We start from the raw sequence: 20,313 nt of genomic DNA, 5'->3' as shown, positions 1-20,313 counted from the left end.
TCCCTCCCCAACCGCTTCACTTCGATCCGGAGACCATCATGGAAGGACGCAAAGTCCCCTCGGTCGTGTTCAAGACCCGCATGCGCGACGAGAGCATCGGCGGCCCCAACCCGTTCCGCTGGCAGGACGTGAACAGCGATGACCTGTTCGCCGGCAAGCGCGTCGTGGTCTTCTCGCTGCCCGGCGCCTTCACGCCGACCTGCTCCAACCAGCAGGTGCCGACCTATGACAAGCTCTATCCGGAGATCCGTGACCTGGGCGTGGACGAGGTCTACTGCATCAGCGTCAACGACGCCTTCGTGATGTACCAGTGGGGCAAGCATCTGGGCTTGCAGAACGTGAAGCTGATCCCGGACGGCTCGGGCCACTTCACCCGGCGCATGGGCATGCTGATCAACAAGGACCATGTCGGCTTCGGCATGCGGAGCTGGCGCTACGCGATGGTCGTGACCGACGGCGTGATCGAGAAGCTGTTCGAGGAGCCGGGCATCAACGACGCCGGCCAGGGCGGCGACCCCTACGGTGAATCCGCTCCGGAAACGGTGCTGGCCTACCTGCGCTCGCGCTGAGCCGTCGCGGCTCGCACCGCTCGCCAACCCTCTCCCCTCTGGGGAGAGGGAATCATTCCCACTCCCTTCAAGCCGGAACCGCAGTCCCCTCCACGCGCTCCTCCGCCGCCTCCGCCTTGCGGCGCTCATGGGCCGCCCAAGCCCGCTCGTGCAGGTGATAGGCCACCGTGTTGCACAGCGGCTCCACCAACGCCAGGGCGCCGCCCACCGCGATGCTGCCGGTCATCAGATAGCCGACCGTAAAGGCCACCGTGAAGTGGATGCAGGCGAAGCTGAAGGTCTTGGTCATCACGGAACTCCCGGTCGCCGCTGTTTATCTCCAGCTTCAGCATGCCCGCAGGGCGGTGACGGGTCCAATCGAACGATCCGAAGAATTCGATAGCCGTTCCCTATCGTTCAGCGGAAGGGGCGGTTGCGGTCGCCCGCGTCCGGCACGCTGCCGCGGCGCAGCGGGGCTCCCGGCGGAACGACCTCGAAGGAACGGCTGTGCGCCGGCTGCAGCAAGCGCACCTCCGGCCGCTTGAAGAAGGGGATCAGAGCCGCCCCCGCGAGGAAGCCGCCGACGTGCGCCCAGAAGGCCACCCCGCCGCTGTCGTCGGAGGTCGGGGTGGTGACACCGCTCAGGATCTGGCCGGCGAACCAGAAGCCCAGCACCAGCACCGCCGGCACGCTGATGACCCGAACGATGATGATGAACCAGAAGAAGACGCCGACGTTCGCCCGCGGATGCAGCACCAGATAGGCGCCGAGCACCCCGCCGATGGCCCCGCTCGCCCCGACCATCGGGATCTCCGAGGCTGGAGCGGCAAAGCTCTGGGCCATCGCCGCCGCCGTTCCGCACAGCAGGTAGAAGACCACGAAGCGGCCCCTTCCCATGCTGTCCTCGACGTTGTTGCCGAAGATCCAGAGGTACAGCATGTTGCCGGCGAGGTGCAGGAAGCCGCCATGCATGAACATGGAAGTGACGACCGACATCCAGGGCGGAATCACCCGCAGCGGCTCCGGCAACTCGGCGTGGCCGAACAGCACCGCCGGGACGAGGCCGAAGGAATAGACGGCGAGGTTTCCGCCCCGCGCGCCCAGCGAGAGCTGCCACAGGAACACCATCACGCACAGCGCGATCAGCGCCATGGTGACGACCGGCGTCCGCCGCGTCGGGTTGTCGTCGTAGATGGGAAGGAACAGCATCGGCGCCGCTTTCGGTTGGGTCAGCCCTCTTCAGTACGATGGCCCCGCCGGTCGGTTCCGCCAAGCCGCGCGACAAGCATACGCATCGCCCAGACATACGCACCGCAAAGAAAAACCGGCGCCCGTTGCGGGGCGCCGGTTCTGCGTTCTGGAGGTGCGATGGATCAGGTCCCCTGGGGTTCCGGGTCCATCCCGCCGCTCTCCTTGGTGGTCGGCACCGAGGGGCGGCGGCCCGAGGTCGGGGTCGGCTGCTTCGGCGGGGCCGGGGAGAAGCCTTCCCGCTCGTCGTTGCGGATCAGCGGTTCGCCGCGCAACAGACGGGCGATGTCCTCGCCGCTCAGGGTCTCGTATTCCAGCAGGCCCTTGGCGATGGTGTGGAGCTGGTCGATGTTCTCCGTCAGGATGCGGCGGGCTTCACCATAGGCTTCGTCCACGATCCGGCGGATTTCCTCGTCCACGGTGCGGGCGGTGGCGTCGGACATGTTCTTGTGCTGGGTGACGGAGTGGCCGAGGAAGACCTCCTGCGTCGGCTCGCCGTACAGCAGCGGCCCCAGCTTGTCGCTCATACCCCACTCGGTGACCATGCGGCGCGACATGTCGGTCGCCATCTTGATGTCGCCCGAGGCGCCGGTGGTGACCCGCTCACGGCCGAAGATCAGCTCCTCCGCGATGCGGCCGCCCATGGCGACGCGCAGGTCGGCCAGCAACTTGGCCTGGGACAGCGAGATGCGGTCGCCCTCCGGCAGGCGCATCACCATGCCCAGCGCGCGGCCGCGCGGGATGATGGTGGCCTTGTGGACGGGATCGCTGTCCGGCTGGTGGATGGCGACGATGGCGTGGCCGGCCTCGTGATAGGCGGTCAGCTTCTTCTCGTCCTCGGTCATGACCATGGAGCGGCGTTCCGCACCCATCATGACCTTGTCCTTGGCGGCCTCGAACTCGGCCATGCCGACGACGCGCTTGCCGATGCGGGCGGCCAGCAGGGCGGCCTCGTTCACGAGGTTGGCGAGATCGGCGCCCGAGAAGCCGGGGGTGCCGCGCGCGATGACCTTGGCGTCCACGTCCGGAGCCAGCGGCACCTTGCGCATGTGGACCTTCAGGATCTTCTCGCGGCCCAGCACGTCCGGGTTCGGAACGACGACCTGACGGTCGAAGCGGCCCGGACGCAGCAGCGCGGGGTCGAGAACGTCCGGACGGTTGGTCGCGGCGATGAGGATGACGCCCTCGTTCGCCTCGAAGCCGTCCATCTCGACCAGGAGCTGGTTCAGGGTCTGCTCGCGCTCGTCGTTGCCGCCGCCCAGGCCGGCGCCGCGATGGCGGCCCACGGCGTCGATCTCGTCGATGAAGATGATGCAAGGAGCGTTCTTCTTGCCCTGCTCGAACATGTCGCGGACGCGGCTGGCGCCGACACCCACGAACATCTCGACGAAGTCGGAGCCGGAGATGGTGAAGAAGGGCACGTTGGCCTCACCCGCCACGGCGCGCGCGGTCAGGGTCTTGCCGGTGCCCGGCGGGCCGACGAGCAGAACGCCCTTCGGGATCTTGCCGCCCAGACGCTGGAACTTCTGCGGGTCCTTCAGGAACTCGACAATTTCCGCCAGTTCCTGCTTGGCCTCGTCGATGCCGGCGACGTCGTCGAAGGTGACCCGGCCGACCTTCTCCGTCAGCAGGCGCGCGCGGGACTTGCCAAAGCCCATGGCCTTGCCGCCGCCCGACTGCATCTGACGCATGAAGAAGATCCAGACGCCGATCAGCAGCAGCATCGGGAACCAGGACAGCAGGACGGAGAACAGCGACGGCACGTTGCTGTCATCCGGAACGGCGCTGATGCGCACGTTCTTCTGCGTCAGACGCTCGACCAGCCCGGCTTCGGGCGGGACGAAGGTGCTGAACGACCGGCCGTCGGTGAAATGGCCGGACACCTGGCTACCTTTGATGGTGACGTCGGCCACTTGGCCGCGGTCCACTTCGGCGAGAAGCTCGCTGAACGGAACCGTCGTCTGCGGGCTGCGCGTGGAGGAGCTCTGGAACAGGTTGAACAGGGCCACCAGCAGCAGCCCGATGATGATCCAGAGCGCGAGATTCTTGCCGAAATTGTTCACGTCAAAAGCCTTTCTGCGAACCCTGCGCGGAAAGGTAGGCCGATGCGGAGCCATCCTTCCCGGGCTTACGGGCACGTTCCCAGATTAAATAATGCCGACACGGTCCGAAACAACCGGAAAAGCTGGGCCGCACAACACCGCCTCGGGAGCGTGCAAAGCCACCGCCGAAAGGGTGAATCCGGGCCGCGAAAAGCCCAGATGCGGCACCGCCGCCAGCCCGTTCCCATCCCACAGTGCCGGCAGCGTCTCGCGGACCGGTTCCGGCAGGCCGATACGGCCCGAATCCGGGCCTGCCGCGAGCGCCGTCCGCCAGCCGTCCCGACCCAGTTTCGCCACGGTGACCGCGCCGCCCTGCCCCGCCGCCAGCCGCACGGCGAATCGGCGGTCCCACCAGACCTCGCCTCCCGGGGTAAGGCTCAAGCGTTCGGTGACCCCGACCGGCTCGCGCGCGATCACCAGCCGCCCCCGGCGCGGCAGGATGCGGCAGCCGCCCAGCGTGCGTCCCTGGAACATGCCCCCGCCGATCTCGCCGTACAGGCGTTCCGCCGCCTCATCCTTCGGCGGATAGGGGGCGCCCCCGGTCGCGGCGATGCAGCGGACCAGGGCGCGCAGGGCGATCTCCTCGGGTGCCTCCAGCAACGGCTTCGGGTCCAACCGCAGCCAGCCTTCCGGATGGATCTCCGCCGCTTCGGCCAGCAGCGCGGCGGTCGCGGATTCCAGCGCGTTTCGGGCGCGGGCGGCCCGGCGGGCGACGTCGGCGAGGCGCAGCGGGTCCAGCCCCTCGGCGGCCAGCGCCTCACCCGCCGCGCGCAGGCGGGCGCGGGCGAACAGAGGGTTGCGGTTCGACGGGTCCTCGATCCAGTCCTGGCCGAAGGCGCGGCAGGTCGCCGCCAGCCGGTCCCGCGGCAAATCCAGCAGGGGCCGGATCACCCGGACCGCCCCCGCCGCGCGCACCGGAGCCATGCCGGCCAGCCCGTCGATGCCGGAGCCGCGGGCGAAGCGCAGCAGCACCGTCTCGGCCTGATCGTCGCGGTGGTGGGCGAGCGCCAGATGGAGGATGCCCTCGTCCCGGCAGCGCTCCGCCAGCAGGCGGTGCCGCGCCGCGCGGGCCGCGGCCTGGATGCCGGTGGCTGGCTTCTCGCCTTCCCAACGCAATATGGCGTGAGGGATGCCGCGCGCCTGGAGCCAGCCGCCGACCCTTGCGGCCTCCGCCGCCGACTCCGCGCGCAGTCCGTGGTCCACGATCAGGGCCAGAAGCGCGCCGCCCCGCGCCGCCGCCCAGCGCTGGGCGAGCAGGGCCAGCCCCAGGCTGTCCGCCCCGCCGGACACCCCGACGGCCAGACGGGGCCGCGCCTCGAAGCCTCCCAACCGCTCCATGCGGGCGGCGAATTCCGTCAGGGAGATGGGTTCAGCCGGGAGGGGAGCGCTCACCGCGCCCGTCAGGCGCAGTTCAGGCGGCGACGCTCCGTATCGGCGCGGCGCTTCACGCTGGCCGACGCCTCCGGGAACTTGGTGATCAACTGGTTGAAGGCCGTGCAGGCGTCCTTCTTCTGGTTGAGCTGTTGGAGCGACATGCCGAGCTTCAGCAGATTGTCGGCCGCCTTGTTGTTCTTCGGATACTTCTGCACACCCTCGGCGAAGGCCACGGCGGCGTCCTGGAACTTGTTGCGGACGTAATAGGTCTCGCCCAGCCAGTATTGGGCGTTGCCGGCAAGCTGGTGGTTCTTGTTCTTCGCCAGGAACTCCGTGAAGGCCCTTTCCGCCTTGTCGTAGTCGGACTGGCGCAGCAGCTCGAAGGCATGCTCGTACTGCTTTTCCGGGGTCGAGTTGGCTGGCAGCGGCGCCAGGGCGGCGGTCTGCTTCTCCGCCGGCTTCTCGGAGGCCTTCTCGGGCGCCTTGGCGGCGCTGGGGGCCGCCGGGGCCGCCGCGGGGGCGCTGGACTTCGCCGGGGCGCCGAACGGATCGGTGGCCGCCCCGGCGCCCTTGCTCTCCAATTCCTTCAGGCGGAAGTCGATGTCGCTGTTGACCCGCTCCAGCCGGTCCTTCAACTGCGAGACCTGATAGGTCGCCTCTTCATAGCGCCCGGTCAGTTCCGACATGGCGCGCTCCAGCCTCTGAAGACGCACCTCGAAGTCCGCGGCCAGCGAGGGCTGGATCTCGGCGGTCTGGCCCCGCGCGTAGCCGGAACCGGGATAGGCCTGAGCGACCTCGACGCGCCCGCCCAGAGCCTCCACCCCCGACTCCAGCCGGGCCAGACGGTCCTGCATCGACGCCGTCTGGGCGAGGACGGAGCCGCTGCACAGCAGGCCGCCAAGCAGCAGGGCGGCGAAAGACGTGGTTTTGGTCATGCGTCGAGGGTCCTGTCCGGGCGGTGAATGCCGCCATGATGAAGGTGCCGTTGCGAGGATGCCGGCCCAAGCGGGCGAAACTATGGCGGCTGTTTACCAGAAGCGTGCGCGCCCTGCCCAGCGGGGATTTGACAACCACCCGTGCACCGGGCGCAAGCCATAGGGCAAGCCATAGAAGGGTCATACGAAAAAGCCCCCCTCCGGTTTCCCGGAGAGGGGCTTTCGAAGCAAACTCCGAAAGGCTGTTACGCCTTCAGGATGCCGCGGCCGGCGTAGCGGGAGGCGGTGCCGAGCATCTCCTCGATGCGGATGAGCTGGTTGTACTTGGCCAGACGGTCGGAGCGCGACAGCGAGCCGGTCTTGATCTGGCCGCAGTTGGTGGCGACCGCCAGATCGGCGATGGTGCTGTCCTCGGTCTCGCCGGAGCGGTGCGACATGACCGCCGTGTAACCGGCCTTGTGCGCCATGTCCACGGCCTCCAGCGTCTCCGACAGCGTGCCGATCTGGTTGACCTTGATCAGGATCGAGTTGGCGACGCCCTTCTTGATGCCGTCGGCCAGACGCGCCGGGTTGGTCACGAACAGATCGTCGCCGACGAGCTGCACCTTCTTGCCGATGGCGTCGGTCAGAGCCTTCCAGCCCTCCCAATCATCCTCTGACATGCCGTCCTCGATCGAGATGATCGGGTAGCGGCCGACCAGATCGGCCCAGTAGGACACCATCTGCTCGGGCGACAGGGACTTGCCCTCGCCGGCCAGCTCGTACTTGCCGTTCTTGAAGAACTCGGTCGAGGCGGCGTCGATGGCCAGCATGACGTCGTCGCCCGGCTTGTAGCCGGCGGCCTCGATGGCCTTCATCACGAAGCCCAGCGCGTCCTCGGTCGAGGCGAGGTTGGGGGCGAAGCCGCCCTCGTCGCCGACGTTGGTGTTGTGGCCGGCGTCCTTGAGCTTCTTCTTGAGCGCCTGGAAGATCTCCGAGCCCATGCGGATGGCCTCGGCGCCGCTCTCGGCGCCGACCGGCATGATCATGAACTCCTGGATGTCGATCGGGTTGTCGGCGTGGGCGCCGCCGTTGATGATGTTCATCATCGGCACCGGCAGCAGGTTGGCGAAGGCGCCGCCGACGTAGCGGAACAGCGGCAGCGCGGCCTCTTCCGCCGAGGCCTTGGCGACGGCGAGCGAGACGCCGAGGATGGCGTTGGCGCCCAGCCGGCTCTTGTTCGGGGTGCCGTCCAGCTCGATCATCGCGAGGTCGAGGGCGCGCTGGTTGGAGGCGTCCAGACCGGCGATGGCGTCGTAGATCTCGCCGTTGACCGACTCCACGGCCTTCAGCACGCCCTTGCCGCCGTAGCGGGACTTGTCACCGTCGCGCAGCTCCACCGCCTCGTGCGCGCCGGTCGAGGCGCCCGACGGAACGGCGGCGCGGCCGAAGGCGCCGGATTCGAGCAGGACGTCCACCTCGACGGTCGGGTTCCCGCGGCTGTCGAGGATCTCGCGGGCGTGGATTTCGGTAATGGCGCTCATGTTGGTTCTTCCTCCGCGTTGCGCGCGTGCACCGGACAATCTTTCCAGGCGAAAAAGAAGCGCGGGGGCTTGATAGCCTTTGCATGAGGGGGGATGCAAGGCCGCAAGGGCGCAAAATCGCCGGGAACGGCGCCCCGAAGGCGGAACGCCCTATCCGCCCCCTATCCGGTTGTGCAGCGCACCTGCTTCCAAAGTCGCATAGACCATCTTGTCGCGTACCCGTAGCGTTCTAACGTTCGCTAGCGGGGCCGCCCGCGGCGGGCGGGCAGCACCCCACAACCACCCATCAAGCGCGGAGGACCCAACCATGAAGACCTGGCGCAAGCCCCAGATCGTCGAAATCGCCGTCGGCACCGAAATCAACGCCTACGCCTGCGCCCGCCTCTGAGCGCCGGCCGACACCAGCCTGTGAGTTCCATTGCGTGACGACCGACGCCTGACTCGGAAAGGCACACCATGCTGACGATCCTCGTCCTTGGCTCCGCCGCAGGCGGCGGTTTCCCGCAATGGAACTGCAATTGCGACGGCTGCCGCCGCGCCCGCTCCGGCGATCCTGCGGCCCGTCCGCGCACCCAGTCGTCGCTGGCCGTCAGCGGCGGCGACGGGCGCTGGGTGCTGCTGAACACCTCGCCGGACATCGGCCAGCAGATCCGCGACAACCCGGCGCTCCACCCGAAGACCGGCCTGCGCCACAGCCCCATCGCGGCGGCGGTGCTGACCAACGCCGACATCGACCATGTGGCGGGTCTCCTGACGCTGCGGGAATCCCAGCCGCTGGCCGTCTACGCCACCGACCGGGTGCACGGCGTGCTGGAGGCGAACGCCGTCTTCCGCGTGGTCAACCCGGAACTGGCGCCGCGCCGGGCCATGGCTCTGGACCGCCCCTGGGTCCCCGCCGACGCCGCCGGCACCCCCCTGCCCTTCGAGATCGAAGCTTTCGCCGTTCCCGGCAAGGTCGCGCTCTATCTGGAGGACCCGTCCGCCGCCGGCTTTGGATCGGTGGCGGAGGACACGGTGGCGTTGCGCATCCGCGACCGCAACGGCGACGGGGAATTCTTCTACATCCCCGGCTGCTCGGCCATGCCCGGCTGGCTGGCCGACCGGCTGCGCGGAGCGCCTCTGGTGCTGTTCGACGGCACCACCTGGACCGACGACGAGATGATCCGCGCCGGCACCGGCAGCAAGACCGGCCAGCGCATGGGCCACATGGCGATGTCCGGGCCGGAGGGCTCGATCGCCGCCTTCGCGGGGCTGGGCGTGCGGCGCAGGGTCTTCGTCCACATCAACAACACCAACCCGGCCCTGCTGGACGATTCGCCCGAACGGGCCGCCGCCGAGGCCGAAGGTTGGGAGATCGCCTACGACGGGATGGAGTTCACCCTATGACGAGACTGCTGTCGCGCGAGGAATTGGAAAGCGAACTGCGCGCCATCGGCGAGCGCCAGTACCACGATCTCCACCCCTTCCACAAACTGCTGCACGGCGGGAAGCTGAAGCGCGGGCAGGTGCAGGCCTGGGCGCTGAACCGCTTCTACTATCAGGTCTCCATCCCCAAGAAGGATCTGGCGCTGATGGCGCGGATGGACGACCCGGCGCTGCGCCGCATCTGGATTCAGCGCGTGCTGGACCATGACGGCTTCGGCGAGAGCGCACGGCGCGAGGAAGGCAAGGTCGGCGGGATCGAGCGCTGGCTGCGCCTGACCGACGGGCTGGGGCTGGACCGCGATTACGTCACCTCGCTGAAGGGCATCCTGCCGGCGACCCGCTACGCCGTGGATTCCTACGTCAATTTCGTGTCGAGCAGGTCCACGCTGGAGGCCGTCGCCTCCTCCCTGACCGAGCTGTTCGCCCCGGCCATCCACCGCGAGCGCATCGCCGGGTTCGAGGCCTATTACGCCTTCGCCAACGACGCCACCCTCTCCTACTTCCGCAAGCGGCTGGACGAGGCGCCCCGCGACGTCGAATTCGGGCTCCAGTACGTGCTGGACAACGCCCGGACGGCGGAGCAGCAGCAGGCGGTGATCGGCGCGCTGCGCCACAAGGCGGAGCTTCTGTGGGCGCAGTTGGACGCGCTGCACCACGCCTATGTCTCGCCCGGCCTGATCCCACCCGGCGCCTTCGTGCCGGAGGACATGGAACCGACGGTCTACACGCGATGACGGCGGCCTTGAACGAGGCGGACCAAGTGCGCCTGGCGCCGGGCGTCATGCTCCGCCAGGACCGGGTGCGCGGCCATTGGCAGCTTCTGGGGCCGGAGCGCGTGCTGATCCTGGACGAGGTGGCGCTGGAGGTGGTGCGCGCCGCCACCGTCCAGCCCCCGGTGACCATAGGGACCGCCATCGGAACGCTGGCCGGTCAGTTCGACGCCCCGCGGGAAGAGATCGCCGCCGACGTTCTGGAACTGCTGGCCGACATGATCGCGAAGGGGTTCCTGACCCGATGACCGTCTGTGGCGCCGCGACCGGACTCGAACCGCCGCTGGCCCTGCTGGCGGAACTGACGCACCGCTGCCCGCTGCGCTGCGCCTACTGCTCCAACCCGCTGGCGCTCGACCCGGCCAGCCGGGAACTGGACACCGCCGCATGGTGCCGCGTGCTGGACGAGGCGGCGGACCTCGGCATCATCCAGGTGCATTTCTCCGGCGGCGAGCCGACCGCCCGCAAGGATCTGGAAACGCTGATCGCCCACGCCACCGGGGCCGGGCTCTACGCCAACCTCATCACCTCCGCGGTGCTGCTCGACCGCGCGCGGCTGGAGCGGCTGCGCGACGCCGGGCTTCAGCATGTGCAGATCGGCTTCCAGGACACCCAGCCCGCCAAGGCGGAGGTCATCAGCGGCTTCCCCGGCGGCCAGCCGAAGAAGCTGGAGGTGGCGCGGGCGGTGACCGAGGCCGGCATGGCGCTGACCGTCAACGCCATCGTGCAGCGCCACAACATCGACCGGGTGGACGATTTCATCGACATGGCGCTGGAGCTGAAGGCGGGCCGGATCGAGATCGCCAACGTCCAGTATTACGGCTGGGCGCTGAAGAACCGGGCCGCCCTGATGCCCAGCCGCGAGCAGTTGATCCGCATGGACGAGCGGGTGCGCGCCCGTCTGCCGGAGTTGAAGGGCCGGCTTGTCGTCGATTACGTGGTGCCGGATTACTACGCCAAGCGCCCGAAGGCTTGCATGGGCGGCTGGGGCCGCAAGTTCCTGAACGTCACCCCCAGCGGATCGGTCCTGCCCTGCCACGCCGCGGAGACCATCCCCGGCCTCACCTTCGACCGGGTGACGGAACGCCCGCTGGCCGACATCTGGGCCAACTCCGCCGCCTTCCAGCGCTACCGCGGCACCGACTGGATGCCGCAGCCCTGCCGGAGCTGCGACCAGAAGGAGATCGACTGGGGCGGCTGCCGCTGCCAGGCGCTGGCGCTGACCGGAAACGCCGACAACGCCGATCCGGTCTGCGACCGGTCCGAGCATCACGGGCGGCTCGCCGGGATCACCGCGGAGGACGGCGGCACGGCTGAAGCGCCGATCACCTACCGGAGCTTCAGCCTGTAGAACCGTCGCAGCCCTCTCAAAGGAGAGAGGGGACCAGCTCACTTCTTCGGTGCGGTCCCCGCCGACGCGCTGGTCTTGGAGCCGCCGACCGCGGCGATGCGGCCCTTGATGTCGTCGTAGACGGTCTGCGGGACGATCTTCTTGCTGACCAGCTCATCCTTCGAGCGGTAGGGGCGGTTCTTCACGATGGCGTCCGACCGCGCCTCCCCGATTCCCGGAAGGGTCTGCAGCTCGTCCTTGCCGGCGGTGTTGAGGTCGATGACCTTGGCCTTCGCCGCCCCCGTGGACGACGACCCGCTGCCCATCGGCGGGGCCGTGGTGGTGCCGCTGTGGCCCGGCGGCATGGCCGGCTTGGCCTGCGGCATGGGCGCGGTCGAATGGGTGGATGAGGACGGCGCGGTCGCTTGCGCGAAAGCGGGAACGGCGATCATCGCACCAACGCTGGCGATGGCGGCGATGGCGCACAGGCGGATCGGCTTCATGGCGTTGCTCCATGGCTCAACCCGCGGGCGCTCCACCGGAAGCGCGGCGCCCACGGTGCCTGAGGCAACGCCGGAACCGGCACGCCGTTCCCGGACCTGTCCCTTCGTCAGCCCTTCGCCAGACGGTCGAAGGCCTGGAGCCGCGCCAGAAGGGCCGGCATCTCCTTCAGCGGGACCATGTTGGGGCCGTCGCTGGGGGCGCAATCCGGATTCTCGTGGGTTTCCATGAAGACGGCGGCGACGCCCACGGCGATGGCGGCGCGGGCCAGCACCGGAACGAACTCGCGCTGCCCGCCGGAGGTGGTGCCCTGCCCGCCCGGCTGCTGCACGGAATGGGTCGCGTCGAAGACGACCGGGAAGCCCGTCTCCGCCATGATCGGCAGGGCGCGCATGTCCGACACCAACGTGTTGTAGCCGAAGCTGGCGCCGCGCTCGCACAGCAGCACCTTGTCGTTGCCCGAGGCCACGAGCTTCGCCGCGACGTTCTTCATGTCCCAGGGGGCGAGGAACTGGCCCTTCTTCACGTTGACCGCCCGCCCCGTCTTGGCGGCGGCGACCAGCAGGTCGGTCTGGCGGCACAGGAAGGCCGGGATCTGGAGGACGTCCATCACCTCCGCCACCGGGGCGCACTGGTCGGCCTCGTGCACGTCGGTGATGACCGGGCAGCCGAACCGCTCCTTGATCTCCGCGAAGATCGGCAGCGCCTTGTCCATGCCGAGGCCGCGGGCCGTGCTGATGGAGGTCCGGTTGGCCTTGTCGAAGGAGGACTTGTAGATCAGCCCGATGCCCAACGCGCCGGTCATCTCCACCAGAGCCGCCGCCGTCTCCAGCGCGTGATCGCGGCTTTCCATCTGGCACGGGCCGGCGATCAGGGTGAAGGGCCGGTCGTTGGCGACGGTCAGGTTGCCGATCTGGACGGTTTTGGCGGTGGTCATCCGGTGCTCTCCAAAAAGCAATGCGAGGGGACGCGGACCGATGCCCCCCTCGCGCTGCCCTTTCCTTCCCAGATATCGGCGATCCCGGTCAACCGGAATGGCGTCAACCCAGATGCTGCTTGAAGAAGGCAGCCGTGCGTCCATTGGCGAGGTCCGCCGCCTGCGCGTCGAAATGGGCGCCGCCCTCGCGGGCGAAGGCGTGGTCCATGCCGGGATAGACGTGGGCGGTGACGTTCGGGTTGCCCTTCACCGCGGCCAGCACCTTCTCCCGCGCCTCCGCCGGGACGAACTGGTCCTTCTCGGCGATGTGCATCAGCAGCGGCTTGGTGATGTTCGGCGCTTCACCGGTCAGCCCGTCCAGCCCGACGCCGTAATAGCTGACGTTGGCGTCGGAATCGGAGCGCGCCGCCATCATGAAGGCCAGCCGCCCGCCAAGGCAGTAGCCGACCGATCCCACCTTGCCCGTGCAATCCGGGTTCCCGCGCAGCCACGCCAGAGTGGACTTGAGGTCATCGACCGCCTTGCCCTGGTCCAGACCGTTCATCAGCGCGAAGGCGCGGTTCCACTCCTCCTGCGTCTTGTCGGTCAGTTGGACGCCCGGCTCCTGCCGCCAGAACAGGTCCGGGCAGACGGCCAGCCAGCCCTGGGCGGCGAAGCCATCGCACAGGTCGCGCATGACCTGATTGACCCCGAAGATTTCCTGGATGACGACGAGTCCCGGCGCCGGTCCGCCGCCCGCCGGCTTGGCCACATAGGCGGTAAAGCTGCCGCCGTCGCCGGCGGGAATGCTGATGTCGGTCATGGTGTCTCCAGCCCCTTGGTTCTTTCCTGGCCCGCAACGCAAAAGCGGCGGCCGTTGGCTCGGCCGCCGCTTTCACTATACCCATCGGAAACCCGGAACCGGAACGCGCGGGGGAGGAAGCGCCTCCCCCATACGGACGATTCAGACCAGCCGGCTCTGCTCGATCGCCGCCTTGATGAAGGAGGTGAAGAGCGGGTGCGGGTCGAAGGGCTTGGACTTCAGTTCCGGGTGGAACTGCACGCCGATGAACCAGGGATGGTCCGGAATCTCGACGATCTCGGGCAGCTCGCCGTCCGGCGACAGGCCGGAGAACAGCAGGCCGACCTTCTCCAGGCGGTCCTTGTAGTAGACGTTCACCTCGTAACGGTGGCGGTGACGCTCGGTGATGTCGGTGGTGCCGTAGATCTCCGCCACCTTGCTGCCGGGGACCAGCTTCGCCGGGTAGGTGCCCAGCCGCATGGTGCCGCCGAGGTCGGTGCCCTCCGTGCGCTTCTCCAGGCTGTTGCCGCGCATCCATTCGGTCATCAGGCCGACCACCGGGTTGCCGGGCTTGCCCAGCTCGGTCGAGCCGGCGTCGACGATGCCGGCCATGTTGCGGGCCGATTCGATCACCGCCATCTGCATGCCGAAGCAGATGCCGAAGTACGGCACCTTGCGTTCGCGGGCGAACTGGGCGGCGCGGATCTTGCCCTCCGTGCCGCGCGAACCGAAGCCGCCCGGCACCAGGATGCCGTGGACGTTCTCCAGCCGCTGGACGGCGCTGTCGTCCTCGAAGATCTCCGAGTCGATCCAGTCCAGCTTGACCTTCACGTTGTTGGCGATGCCACCGTGGGTCAGCGCCTCGGCCAGCGATTTGTAGCTGTCGAGCAGGCTGGTGTACTTGCCGACGACGGCGATGGTCACCTCGCCCTGCGGCTTGCGCACGCGCTCCACGATGCTGGTCCAGCGCGACAGGTCCGGCTTGCCCTCGGTCGGCAGGCCGAAATAGGCCAGGACCTGGGTGTCGAAGCCTTCCTCGTGGTAGCTGACCGGCACCTGATAGATCGAATCGACGTCCAGGGCGGCGATCACGCGCTCGGGCCGGATGTTGCAGAACAGCGCGATCTTCCGGCGCTCGTTGTCCGGAATCGGGCGGTCGGCGCGGCAGAGCAGGATGTTGGCCTGGATGCCCATGCCCAGCAGTTCCTTCACGGAATGCTGCGTCGGCTTGGTCTTCAGCTCGCCCGCCGTGGGGATGTAGGGCAGAAGGGTCAGGTGGATGAACAGGGCGTTCTCCGGACCGACCTCGTTGCCGAACTGGCGGATGGCCTCCAGGAAGGGGGTCGACTCGATGTCGCCCACCGTGCCGCCGATCTCGCAGAGGATGAAGTCCTCGTCGGTCGTGTCGGCGCCGATGAAGTCCTTGATCTGGTCGGTGACGTGCGGGATCACCTGCACGGTCGCGCCCAGATAGTCGCCGCGCCGCTCCTTGGCGATCACGTTCGAGTAGATGCGGCCCGTGGTGATGTTGTCGCCACGGCGCGCGGCCACGCCGGTGAAGCGCTCGTAATGGCCGAGGTCGAGGTCGGTCTCAGCGCCGTCGTCGGTCACATAGACCTCGCCGTGCTGATACGGGCTCATCGTGCCGGGGTCCACGTTGAGGTACGGGTCCAGCTTGCGGAGCCGCACCTTGTAGCCGCGCGCCTGGAGAAGCGCTCCGAGCGCCGCCGACGCCAGACCTTTGCCCAGCGAGGAAACGACGCCACCGGTGATGAAGATGTAGCGAGTCATGTCCGTCCGAAGACCTTCAGAGCCTGATCCGTTCCCCGAATTCGGACCGTCCCCGGGCGCTGCCCGGACGACGATCCTCAAAAGAAAGAGGCGGCTTCGGGGGAGGCCGCCTCACGTCAGACCCGGCCGGAGCCGCGCCGCGTTCTACTGGCCGCCTTTTACTGGGCGACCGGCGGGGCGGGCTGGGCCGGGGCGGCGGGCGCCGCCGGAGCGGCGGGCTGGGCCGGCATGCTGTCGATGATCGAGGCCGGCTGCGTGTGCGCGCCCGCCAGGATCGCCAGGATCATGCTGGTCGCCATGAAGCAGCCCGCAAGAATACCCGTGGTCCGCGTCAGCAGATTGGCGGTGCCGCGGGTGGTCATCATGCCCCCCATGTTTCCGCCGCCGATGCCGAGACCGCCGCCTTCCGACCGCTGGATCAGGATGACCCCGACGAGCGCCAGAGCGATCAGCAGGTGAATGACCAGAATCACCGATTCCATGCAACCCGTTCCCTTGAGCCCTTCCCGAGGCGGCCCGAAAGGACCGCCCAAACCAACAGCGCGCCACGGACCTTGGTAGGGGCCCGTGGCGCGCGCCCACTGTTTTTAACGCGGTCCCGCGCCAGATGCTAGCGGCAACTGGTGGCGATGGCCCAGAAATCGTCCGCCTTCAGCGCGGCCCCGCCGACCAGCGCCCCGTCGACGTTCTCCACGGCCATCAGTTCCGCCGCGTTTCCGGGCTTGACCGAGCCGCCGTAGAGGATCTTCACCGCGTCCGGATCGGCGGTCTTGCCGGCCAGCTCCGCCCGGATGTGGGCGTGCATCGCCTTCACGTCGTCGGGAGTGGCGGTCTTGCCGGTGCCGATGGCCCAGACCGGTTCGTAGGCGATGACGGTGTTCTCCGACGTGGCGCCCTCCGGGATCGAGCCCTTGAGCTGGGTGGAGACGACGGCGTCGGCCTGCCCGGCGTCGCGCTGGGCCTCCGTCTCGCCGACGCAGATGATGGCGATCAGGCCCGCCTTGTGGGCGGCGGCGGCCTTGGCGGCGACCTGCGCGTCGGATTCGGCGTGGTCGGCGCGGCGCTCCGAATGGCCGAGGATGACATAGCGGCAGCCGGCGTCGGTCAGCATGGCCGGGCTGACGTCACCGGTGTGCGCGCCGGAGGTCTTGGCGTGGCAATCCTGCGCGCCGAGCGCCAGCGGGCTGCCGGAAATGGCGTCGCCCACCGGGAACAGCAGCGGGAAGGGCGGGCACACCAGCATGTCGAAGGGGACGCTCCCCGCCCCCGTCAGGCGCCCGGCGAGGTCGGAGGCGAGCGACAGCCCGTCGGCCTTCAGCCCGTTCATCTTCCAGTTCCCGGCAATCAGTTTGCGGCGTGCGGCCATGGCGTTTTCGTCCTCCGGCTCTCGTTCGTTTGGTATGGGCGTTGATACAGGCGTTGGTGCGGGTGTTCGCTTTCCAAGTGCGCCCCCTGTCTAGCAAGGAGTGCGGGGTATTTCCACCCGTCCAACGGGTTCTTTCCGATGGCGAATCGCGGGGGAAATGGGGTGTTGCCGGGCTTTCGCGGGGTGCCTATGATGCCGGCCCGGCCGGACGGCCGCCCTTCGCGCACTCATTCGGGTCCCATGCTTCAGTTCATCCGCACTTACGCCGGTTCGTGGGTCGTCAAGATCCTGTTCGTTCTCCTCATCGTCAGCTTCGCGGCCTGGGGCATCGGCGACATGATCCGCACGGGCGGGATGTCCAGCACCGTCGCCTCCGTCGGCAAGGTGGAGATAGACCGGGCGGAGCTGGATCAGGAGTTCCGCCGCCAGATGGAGCGGCTGCGCCCGATGCTGGGCGGCAACCTGACGACGGAGCAGGCGCGCCAGTTCGGCCTTCTCGACCAGTCGCTGTCGGCGTTGGTGCAGCGCGCTCTCTACGATCAGGCGGCGCGCGACGCCGGGATCTCGGTCGGCCAGGAGGTGGTGCGCCAGCGCATCGCCGAGGAGCCGGCCTTCCGCAACGCGCAGAACCAGTTCGACCCGGCCCGGTTCCGCAGCGTGCTGCGCGAGAACCAGCTTACCGAGGACGGCTACGTCGCCATCCTGCGCCGCGAGACCGCGCGCGAGCTGGTGGCCGGCGCGGTCGGCGCCGGGGTCACCGCGCCGAAGCCGCTGGTTCAGGATCTCTACCGCTTCCGCGGAGAGCGCCGCGTGGCCGAGGTGATCACCCTGCCCAACGCCGCCATCGGCGACGTCGGCGTGCCCGACGAGGCGGAGCTGACCCGCTATTACGAGGACCATCAGGTCCGCTTCACCGCGCCCGAATACCGCGCGCTCAGCATCGCCCAGCTCTCCGCCGACGAGATCGCCAAGGACATCCAGATCCCCGACGCCGAACTCCGCGCCGCCTATGACGAGCGCGCCGATGAACTCGGCACGCCGGAGCGCCGCACCGTGGACATGGCTCTGGCGGACGACGAGGCGAAGGCCCGGCAGATCGCCGAGGCCGCCAAGTCCAAGGGCCTGACCGCCGCCGCCAAGGACGCCGGGATCGACGTCATCACGCTGGACAACGTGGCCCGCAACGAACTGCCGGAAATCGGCGACGCCGCCTTCGCCCTCGCCCAGGGTGCGGTCAGCGACGTGGTCCGCAGCGGCCTCGGCTGGCACGTCCTGGCGGTCACCGGCATCCAGCCGGGCGCGACGAAGACCTTCGAGGAGGCCCGCGACCAGCTCCTGGCCGAGCTTCGCAAGGAGAAGGCGATGGATTCGCTCTACTCCATCGCCAACCGGGTCGAGGACCAGCTCGCCAGCGGCGCCCCGCTGGAGGAGGTCGCCCAGGCCCAGGGGCTGACGATCGCCAAGGTCGCCGCGGTGGACAGCAGCGGCAAGGCGCCGGACGGCAAGGACGCCGCGCCGGGCCGCGCGAACTTCGCCGCCATGGTGCAGACCGCCTTCCAGCTCGCCTCCGGAGCCACGTCGAACCTGACGGAAGCCCCCAACAACGTCTTCTACGCCGTGCGCGTGGACGGTGTGACGCCCGCCGCCGCCAAGCCGCTGGCCGAGGTGCGCGATCAGGCGATCGCCGGATGGCAGGACGACAAGCGCGCCAAGCTGGCCGCCGAGAAGGCGCAGGACATCGCCGCCAAGCTGAAGCAGGGTTCGGAAGCCGCGGCGCAGGACGTCGCCGCGCAGGCCGGCGCCAGCTTCGCCATGACCACCCCCTTCACCCGCGACGCCCGGTCCGTCGAGGGCCTGCCGGGAGAGCTGGTGCGCAAGCTGTTCGAGGTGAAGCCCGGCGAGACCGTCACCGGCGCCGGCGCCGACAGCCAGGTGGTCGCCCGCCTGAAGGAGGTCATCCCGGCGGACCCGGCGGCCGGCGACGCCACGGTGGCGACGGTCGAGACGACCGTCGCGCAGGGTCTGGAAAGCGACATCATGGCCCAGTTCGGCAACGCGCTGCGCAACAACTACCCGGTCGAGGTTCACCGCAACCGAATCGACCAGTTCTTCGCCAGCGGCAACTAACCCCACCCTGTCGCCCACTCAGTCGAGGCCCGTCCCGTGAAGGTTCAGCCGGAATCCGCCGCCTTCCACACCGCTTATGAGGCCGGCAAGCCGCAGGTGGTGTGGACCACGCTGGTCAGCGATCTGGAGACCCCCGTCTCCGCCTACATGAAGCTGGCCGACGGGCGCCCCTTCGGCTTCCTGTTCGAGTCGGCGGAGCGCGGAGCGGGGTCGCGACGCGACCGTTACTCGGTGATCGGCTTCAAGCCCGATCTGGTCTGGCGCTGCCGCCGCGACCGGGCGGAGGTGAACCGCAGCGCCCTGCACGACCGCGACGCCTACCAGCCGGTGGACGCCGCCCCGCTGGAGTCGCTGCGCGCGCTCATCAAGGAAAGCCGGATCGATCTGCCGGACGCCCTGCCGCCGATGGCCGCCGGCCTGTTCGGCTACCTGACCTACGACATGGTCCGGCTGATGGAGCGTCTGCCGGACGACAACCCGGACGAGCTGGGCATCCCCGACGCGATCCTGTCGCGCCCCAGCATCGTCGCCATCTTCGACAGCCACACCGATTCGGTGACCCTGGTCACCCCCGTCTGGCCGAAGCCGGGAACCGGCGCCGACGCCGCTTACGGCGACGCGCGCGAGCGGCTGATGGACGCGGTGGCCGACCTGGAGCGCCCCCTTCCCTACCGGCGCGAGCCGCGGACCAAGGACGGGCTGCCGCTCGCCTGGACCTCCAACACGACGCGCGAGGAGTATCACGCGATCGTGGAACGGGCGAAGGAGTACATCCGGGCCGGCGACATCTTTCAGGTCGTGCCGTCCCAGCGCATCCGCTTTCCCTTCAAGCCGTCGCCGCTGGCGCTGTACCGCACCCTGCGCCGCCTGAACCCGTCGCCCTTCCTGTTCCATTGCGACTTCGGGGAGCTGTCGGTCGTCGGCTCCAGCCCGGAGATCCTGGTGCGCGTGCGCGACGGAAAGGTGACCGTCCGCCCCATCGCCGGCACCCGCAAGCGCGGCGCCACCCCGGCGGAGGATCAGGCGCTGGCCGAGGATCTGCTGAGCGATCCCAAGGAACTGGCCGAGCATCTGATGCTGCTCGACCTGGGCCGCAACGACGTGGGCCGCGTGGCGAAGACCGGCACCGTCAGGGTGACGCAGAAGATGATCGTGGAGCTGTACAGCCACGTCATGCACATCGTCTCCAACGTCGAGGGCGACCTCGATCCGAAGCACGACGCGCTGGACGCGCTGGTCGCCGGCTTCCCGGCGGGCACCGTGTCGGGCGCGCCGAAGGTCCGCGCCATGGAGATCATCGACGAGCTGGAGAAGGCCCGCCGCGGCGTCTACGCCGGCTGCGTCGGCTATTTCGGCGCTTCGGGCGCCATGGACACCTGCATCGCGCTGCGCACCGCCGTTCTGAAGGACGGCATGATGTATGTGCAGGCCGGCGGCGGCGTGGTTGCCGACAGCGATCCGGAGGCCGAGTACCAGGAGACCGTGAACAAGTCGATGGCCCTGATCCGCGCCGCGGAAGAGACCGTCCGAGAGACCTCCGCCCGGTAAGGACCGA

Annotated in this window: 20 protein-coding genes; 8 read left to right on the top strand and 12 right to left on the bottom strand. The window is 68.7% G+C overall.

Annotated features, from left to right (window positions below; all coding sequences use genetic code 11):
• Positions 1 to 38: 38 nt before the first annotated feature.
• A complete protein-coding gene (locus DS843_RS20290) occupies positions 39 to 569 on the top strand; it encodes a peroxiredoxin (protein WP_149470646.1) in 531 nt (176 codons plus the stop codon).
• 67 nt (positions 570 to 636) lie between these two features.
• On the opposite strand, the gene DS843_RS20285 is transcribed toward DS843_RS20290, so the two are convergent.
• From DS843_RS20285 to eno, 6 genes are all read right to left on the bottom strand, one after another.
• Complete coding sequence (locus DS843_RS20285) at positions 637 to 858, bottom strand: DUF2061 domain-containing protein (protein WP_149470645.1); 222 nt, start codon at positions 856 to 858, stop codon at positions 637 to 639.
• A 107-nt stretch (positions 859 to 965) separates the two neighbouring features.
• Complete coding sequence (locus DS843_RS20280) at positions 966 to 1,757, bottom strand: rhomboid family intramembrane serine protease (RefSeq protein WP_286192207.1); 792 nt, start codon at positions 1,755 to 1,757, stop codon at positions 966 to 968.
• 164 nt (positions 1,758 to 1,921) lie between these two features.
• Positions 1,922 to 3,859, bottom strand: coding sequence for an ATP-dependent zinc metalloprotease FtsH (ftsH, locus tag DS843_RS20275; protein ID WP_149470644.1), 1,938 nt, complete (start codon positions 3,857 to 3,859; stop codon positions 1,922 to 1,924).
• Between the two features lie 84 nt (positions 3,860 to 3,943).
• On the bottom strand, positions 3,944 to 5,290 hold the full coding sequence (gene tilS, locus DS843_RS20270; RefSeq protein ID WP_286192206.1) for a tRNA lysidine(34) synthetase TilS: 1,347 nt from the start codon (positions 5,288 to 5,290) through the stop codon (positions 3,944 to 3,946).
• Between the two features lie 8 nt (positions 5,291 to 5,298).
• The gene (ybgF, locus tag DS843_RS20265) at positions 5,299 to 6,207 is read right to left on the bottom strand and encodes a tol-pal system protein YbgF (protein ID WP_149470643.1); all 909 of its coding nucleotides are present in this window, start codon (positions 6,205 to 6,207) and stop codon (positions 5,299 to 5,301) included.
• 245 nt (positions 6,208 to 6,452) lie between these two features.
• Complete coding sequence (eno, locus tag DS843_RS20260) at positions 6,453 to 7,730, bottom strand: phosphopyruvate hydratase (RefSeq protein ID WP_149470642.1); 1,278 nt, start codon at positions 7,728 to 7,730, stop codon at positions 6,453 to 6,455.
• Positions 7,731 to 8,037: 307 nt separating this feature from the next.
• Between eno and pqqA the strand changes: the two genes are divergently transcribed.
• The 5 genes from pqqA to pqqE all read left to right on the top strand — a co-directional run bounded on the left by pqqA (position 8,038) and on the right by pqqE (position 11,276).
• Positions 8,038 to 8,118, top strand: coding sequence for a pyrroloquinoline quinone precursor peptide PqqA (pqqA, locus tag DS843_RS32060; protein WP_014240199.1), 81 nt, complete (start codon positions 8,038 to 8,040; stop codon positions 8,116 to 8,118).
• Between the two features lie 68 nt (positions 8,119 to 8,186).
• Positions 8,187 to 9,116, top strand: a complete 930-nt coding sequence (gene pqqB, locus DS843_RS20250; RefSeq protein ID WP_149470641.1) for a pyrroloquinoline quinone biosynthesis protein PqqB — start codon at positions 8,187 to 8,189, stop codon at positions 9,114 to 9,116.
• Complete coding sequence (gene pqqC, locus DS843_RS20245; RefSeq protein ID WP_149470640.1) at positions 9,113 to 9,889, top strand: pyrroloquinoline-quinone synthase PqqC; 777 nt, start codon at positions 9,113 to 9,115, stop codon at positions 9,887 to 9,889. Before pqqB ends, pqqC begins: the two co-directional genes overlap by 4 nt.
• Positions 9,886 to 10,173 carry a pyrroloquinoline quinone biosynthesis peptide chaperone PqqD gene (gene pqqD / locus DS843_RS20240; protein WP_149470639.1) on the top strand — a complete coding sequence of 96 codons (288 nt, stop codon included), beginning with the start codon at positions 9,886 to 9,888 and terminating at the stop codon, positions 10,171 to 10,173. Before pqqC ends, pqqD begins: the two co-directional genes overlap by 4 nt.
• Positions 10,170 to 11,276, top strand: coding sequence for a pyrroloquinoline quinone biosynthesis protein PqqE (pqqE, locus tag DS843_RS20235; RefSeq protein WP_149470638.1), 1,107 nt, complete (start codon positions 10,170 to 10,172; stop codon positions 11,274 to 11,276). Before pqqD ends, pqqE begins: the two co-directional genes overlap by 4 nt.
• 38 nt (positions 11,277 to 11,314) lie before the next feature.
• Here pqqE and DS843_RS20230 read toward each other — a convergent pair whose 3' ends face one another.
• The 6 genes from DS843_RS20230 to tpiA all read right to left on the bottom strand — a co-directional run bounded on the left by DS843_RS20230 (position 11,315) and on the right by tpiA (position 16,631).
• Complete coding sequence (locus DS843_RS20230) at positions 11,315 to 11,758, bottom strand: ComEA family DNA-binding protein (RefSeq protein ID WP_149470637.1); 444 nt, start codon at positions 11,756 to 11,758, stop codon at positions 11,315 to 11,317.
• A 107-nt stretch (positions 11,759 to 11,865) separates the two neighbouring features.
• Positions 11,866 to 12,693 carry a 3-deoxy-8-phosphooctulonate synthase gene (gene kdsA / locus DS843_RS20225; protein ID WP_149470636.1) on the bottom strand — a complete coding sequence of 276 codons (828 nt, stop codon included), beginning with the start codon at positions 12,691 to 12,693 and terminating at the stop codon, positions 11,866 to 11,868.
• A 103-nt stretch (positions 12,694 to 12,796) separates the two neighbouring features.
• On the bottom strand, positions 12,797 to 13,495 hold the full coding sequence (locus tag DS843_RS20220) for a dienelactone hydrolase family protein (protein ID WP_149470635.1): 699 nt from the start codon (positions 13,493 to 13,495) through the stop codon (positions 12,797 to 12,799).
• A 141-nt stretch (positions 13,496 to 13,636) separates the two neighbouring features.
• Positions 13,637 to 15,265, bottom strand: coding sequence for a CTP synthase (locus DS843_RS20215; RefSeq protein WP_149470634.1), 1,629 nt, complete (start codon positions 15,263 to 15,265; stop codon positions 13,637 to 13,639).
• A gap of 158 nt (positions 15,266 to 15,423) precedes the next feature.
• On the bottom strand, positions 15,424 to 15,747 hold the full coding sequence (secG, locus tag DS843_RS20210; RefSeq protein ID WP_149470633.1) for a preprotein translocase subunit SecG: 324 nt from the start codon (positions 15,745 to 15,747) through the stop codon (positions 15,424 to 15,426).
• A gap of 128 nt (positions 15,748 to 15,875) precedes the next feature.
• Positions 15,876 to 16,631: a triose-phosphate isomerase gene (tpiA, locus tag DS843_RS20205; protein WP_149470632.1), complete on the bottom strand. Its 756-nt coding sequence runs from the start codon at positions 16,629 to 16,631 to the stop codon at positions 15,876 to 15,878.
• Between the two features lie 240 nt (positions 16,632 to 16,871).
• Here tpiA and DS843_RS20200 point away from each other — a divergent pair, with 240 nt between their 5' ends.
• The gene (locus DS843_RS20200; RefSeq protein WP_149470631.1) at positions 16,872 to 18,758 is read left to right on the top strand and encodes a SurA N-terminal domain-containing protein; all 1,887 of its coding nucleotides are present in this window, start codon (positions 16,872 to 16,874) and stop codon (positions 18,756 to 18,758) included.
• 36 nt (positions 18,759 to 18,794) lie between these two features.
• Entirely contained in the window at positions 18,795 to 20,306 is a 1,512-nt protein-coding gene (trpE, locus tag DS843_RS20195) for an anthranilate synthase component I (protein ID WP_149470630.1), read from the top strand.
• The last annotated feature ends 7 nt before the right edge of the window (positions 20,307 to 20,313 follow it).

This window comes from Roseomonas genomospecies 6, assembly GCF_008365375.1.
GTDB lineage: Bacteria > Pseudomonadota > Alphaproteobacteria > Azospirillales > Azospirillaceae > Azospirillum.
This window is presented reverse-complemented; position numbering and strand designations above follow the sequence as displayed.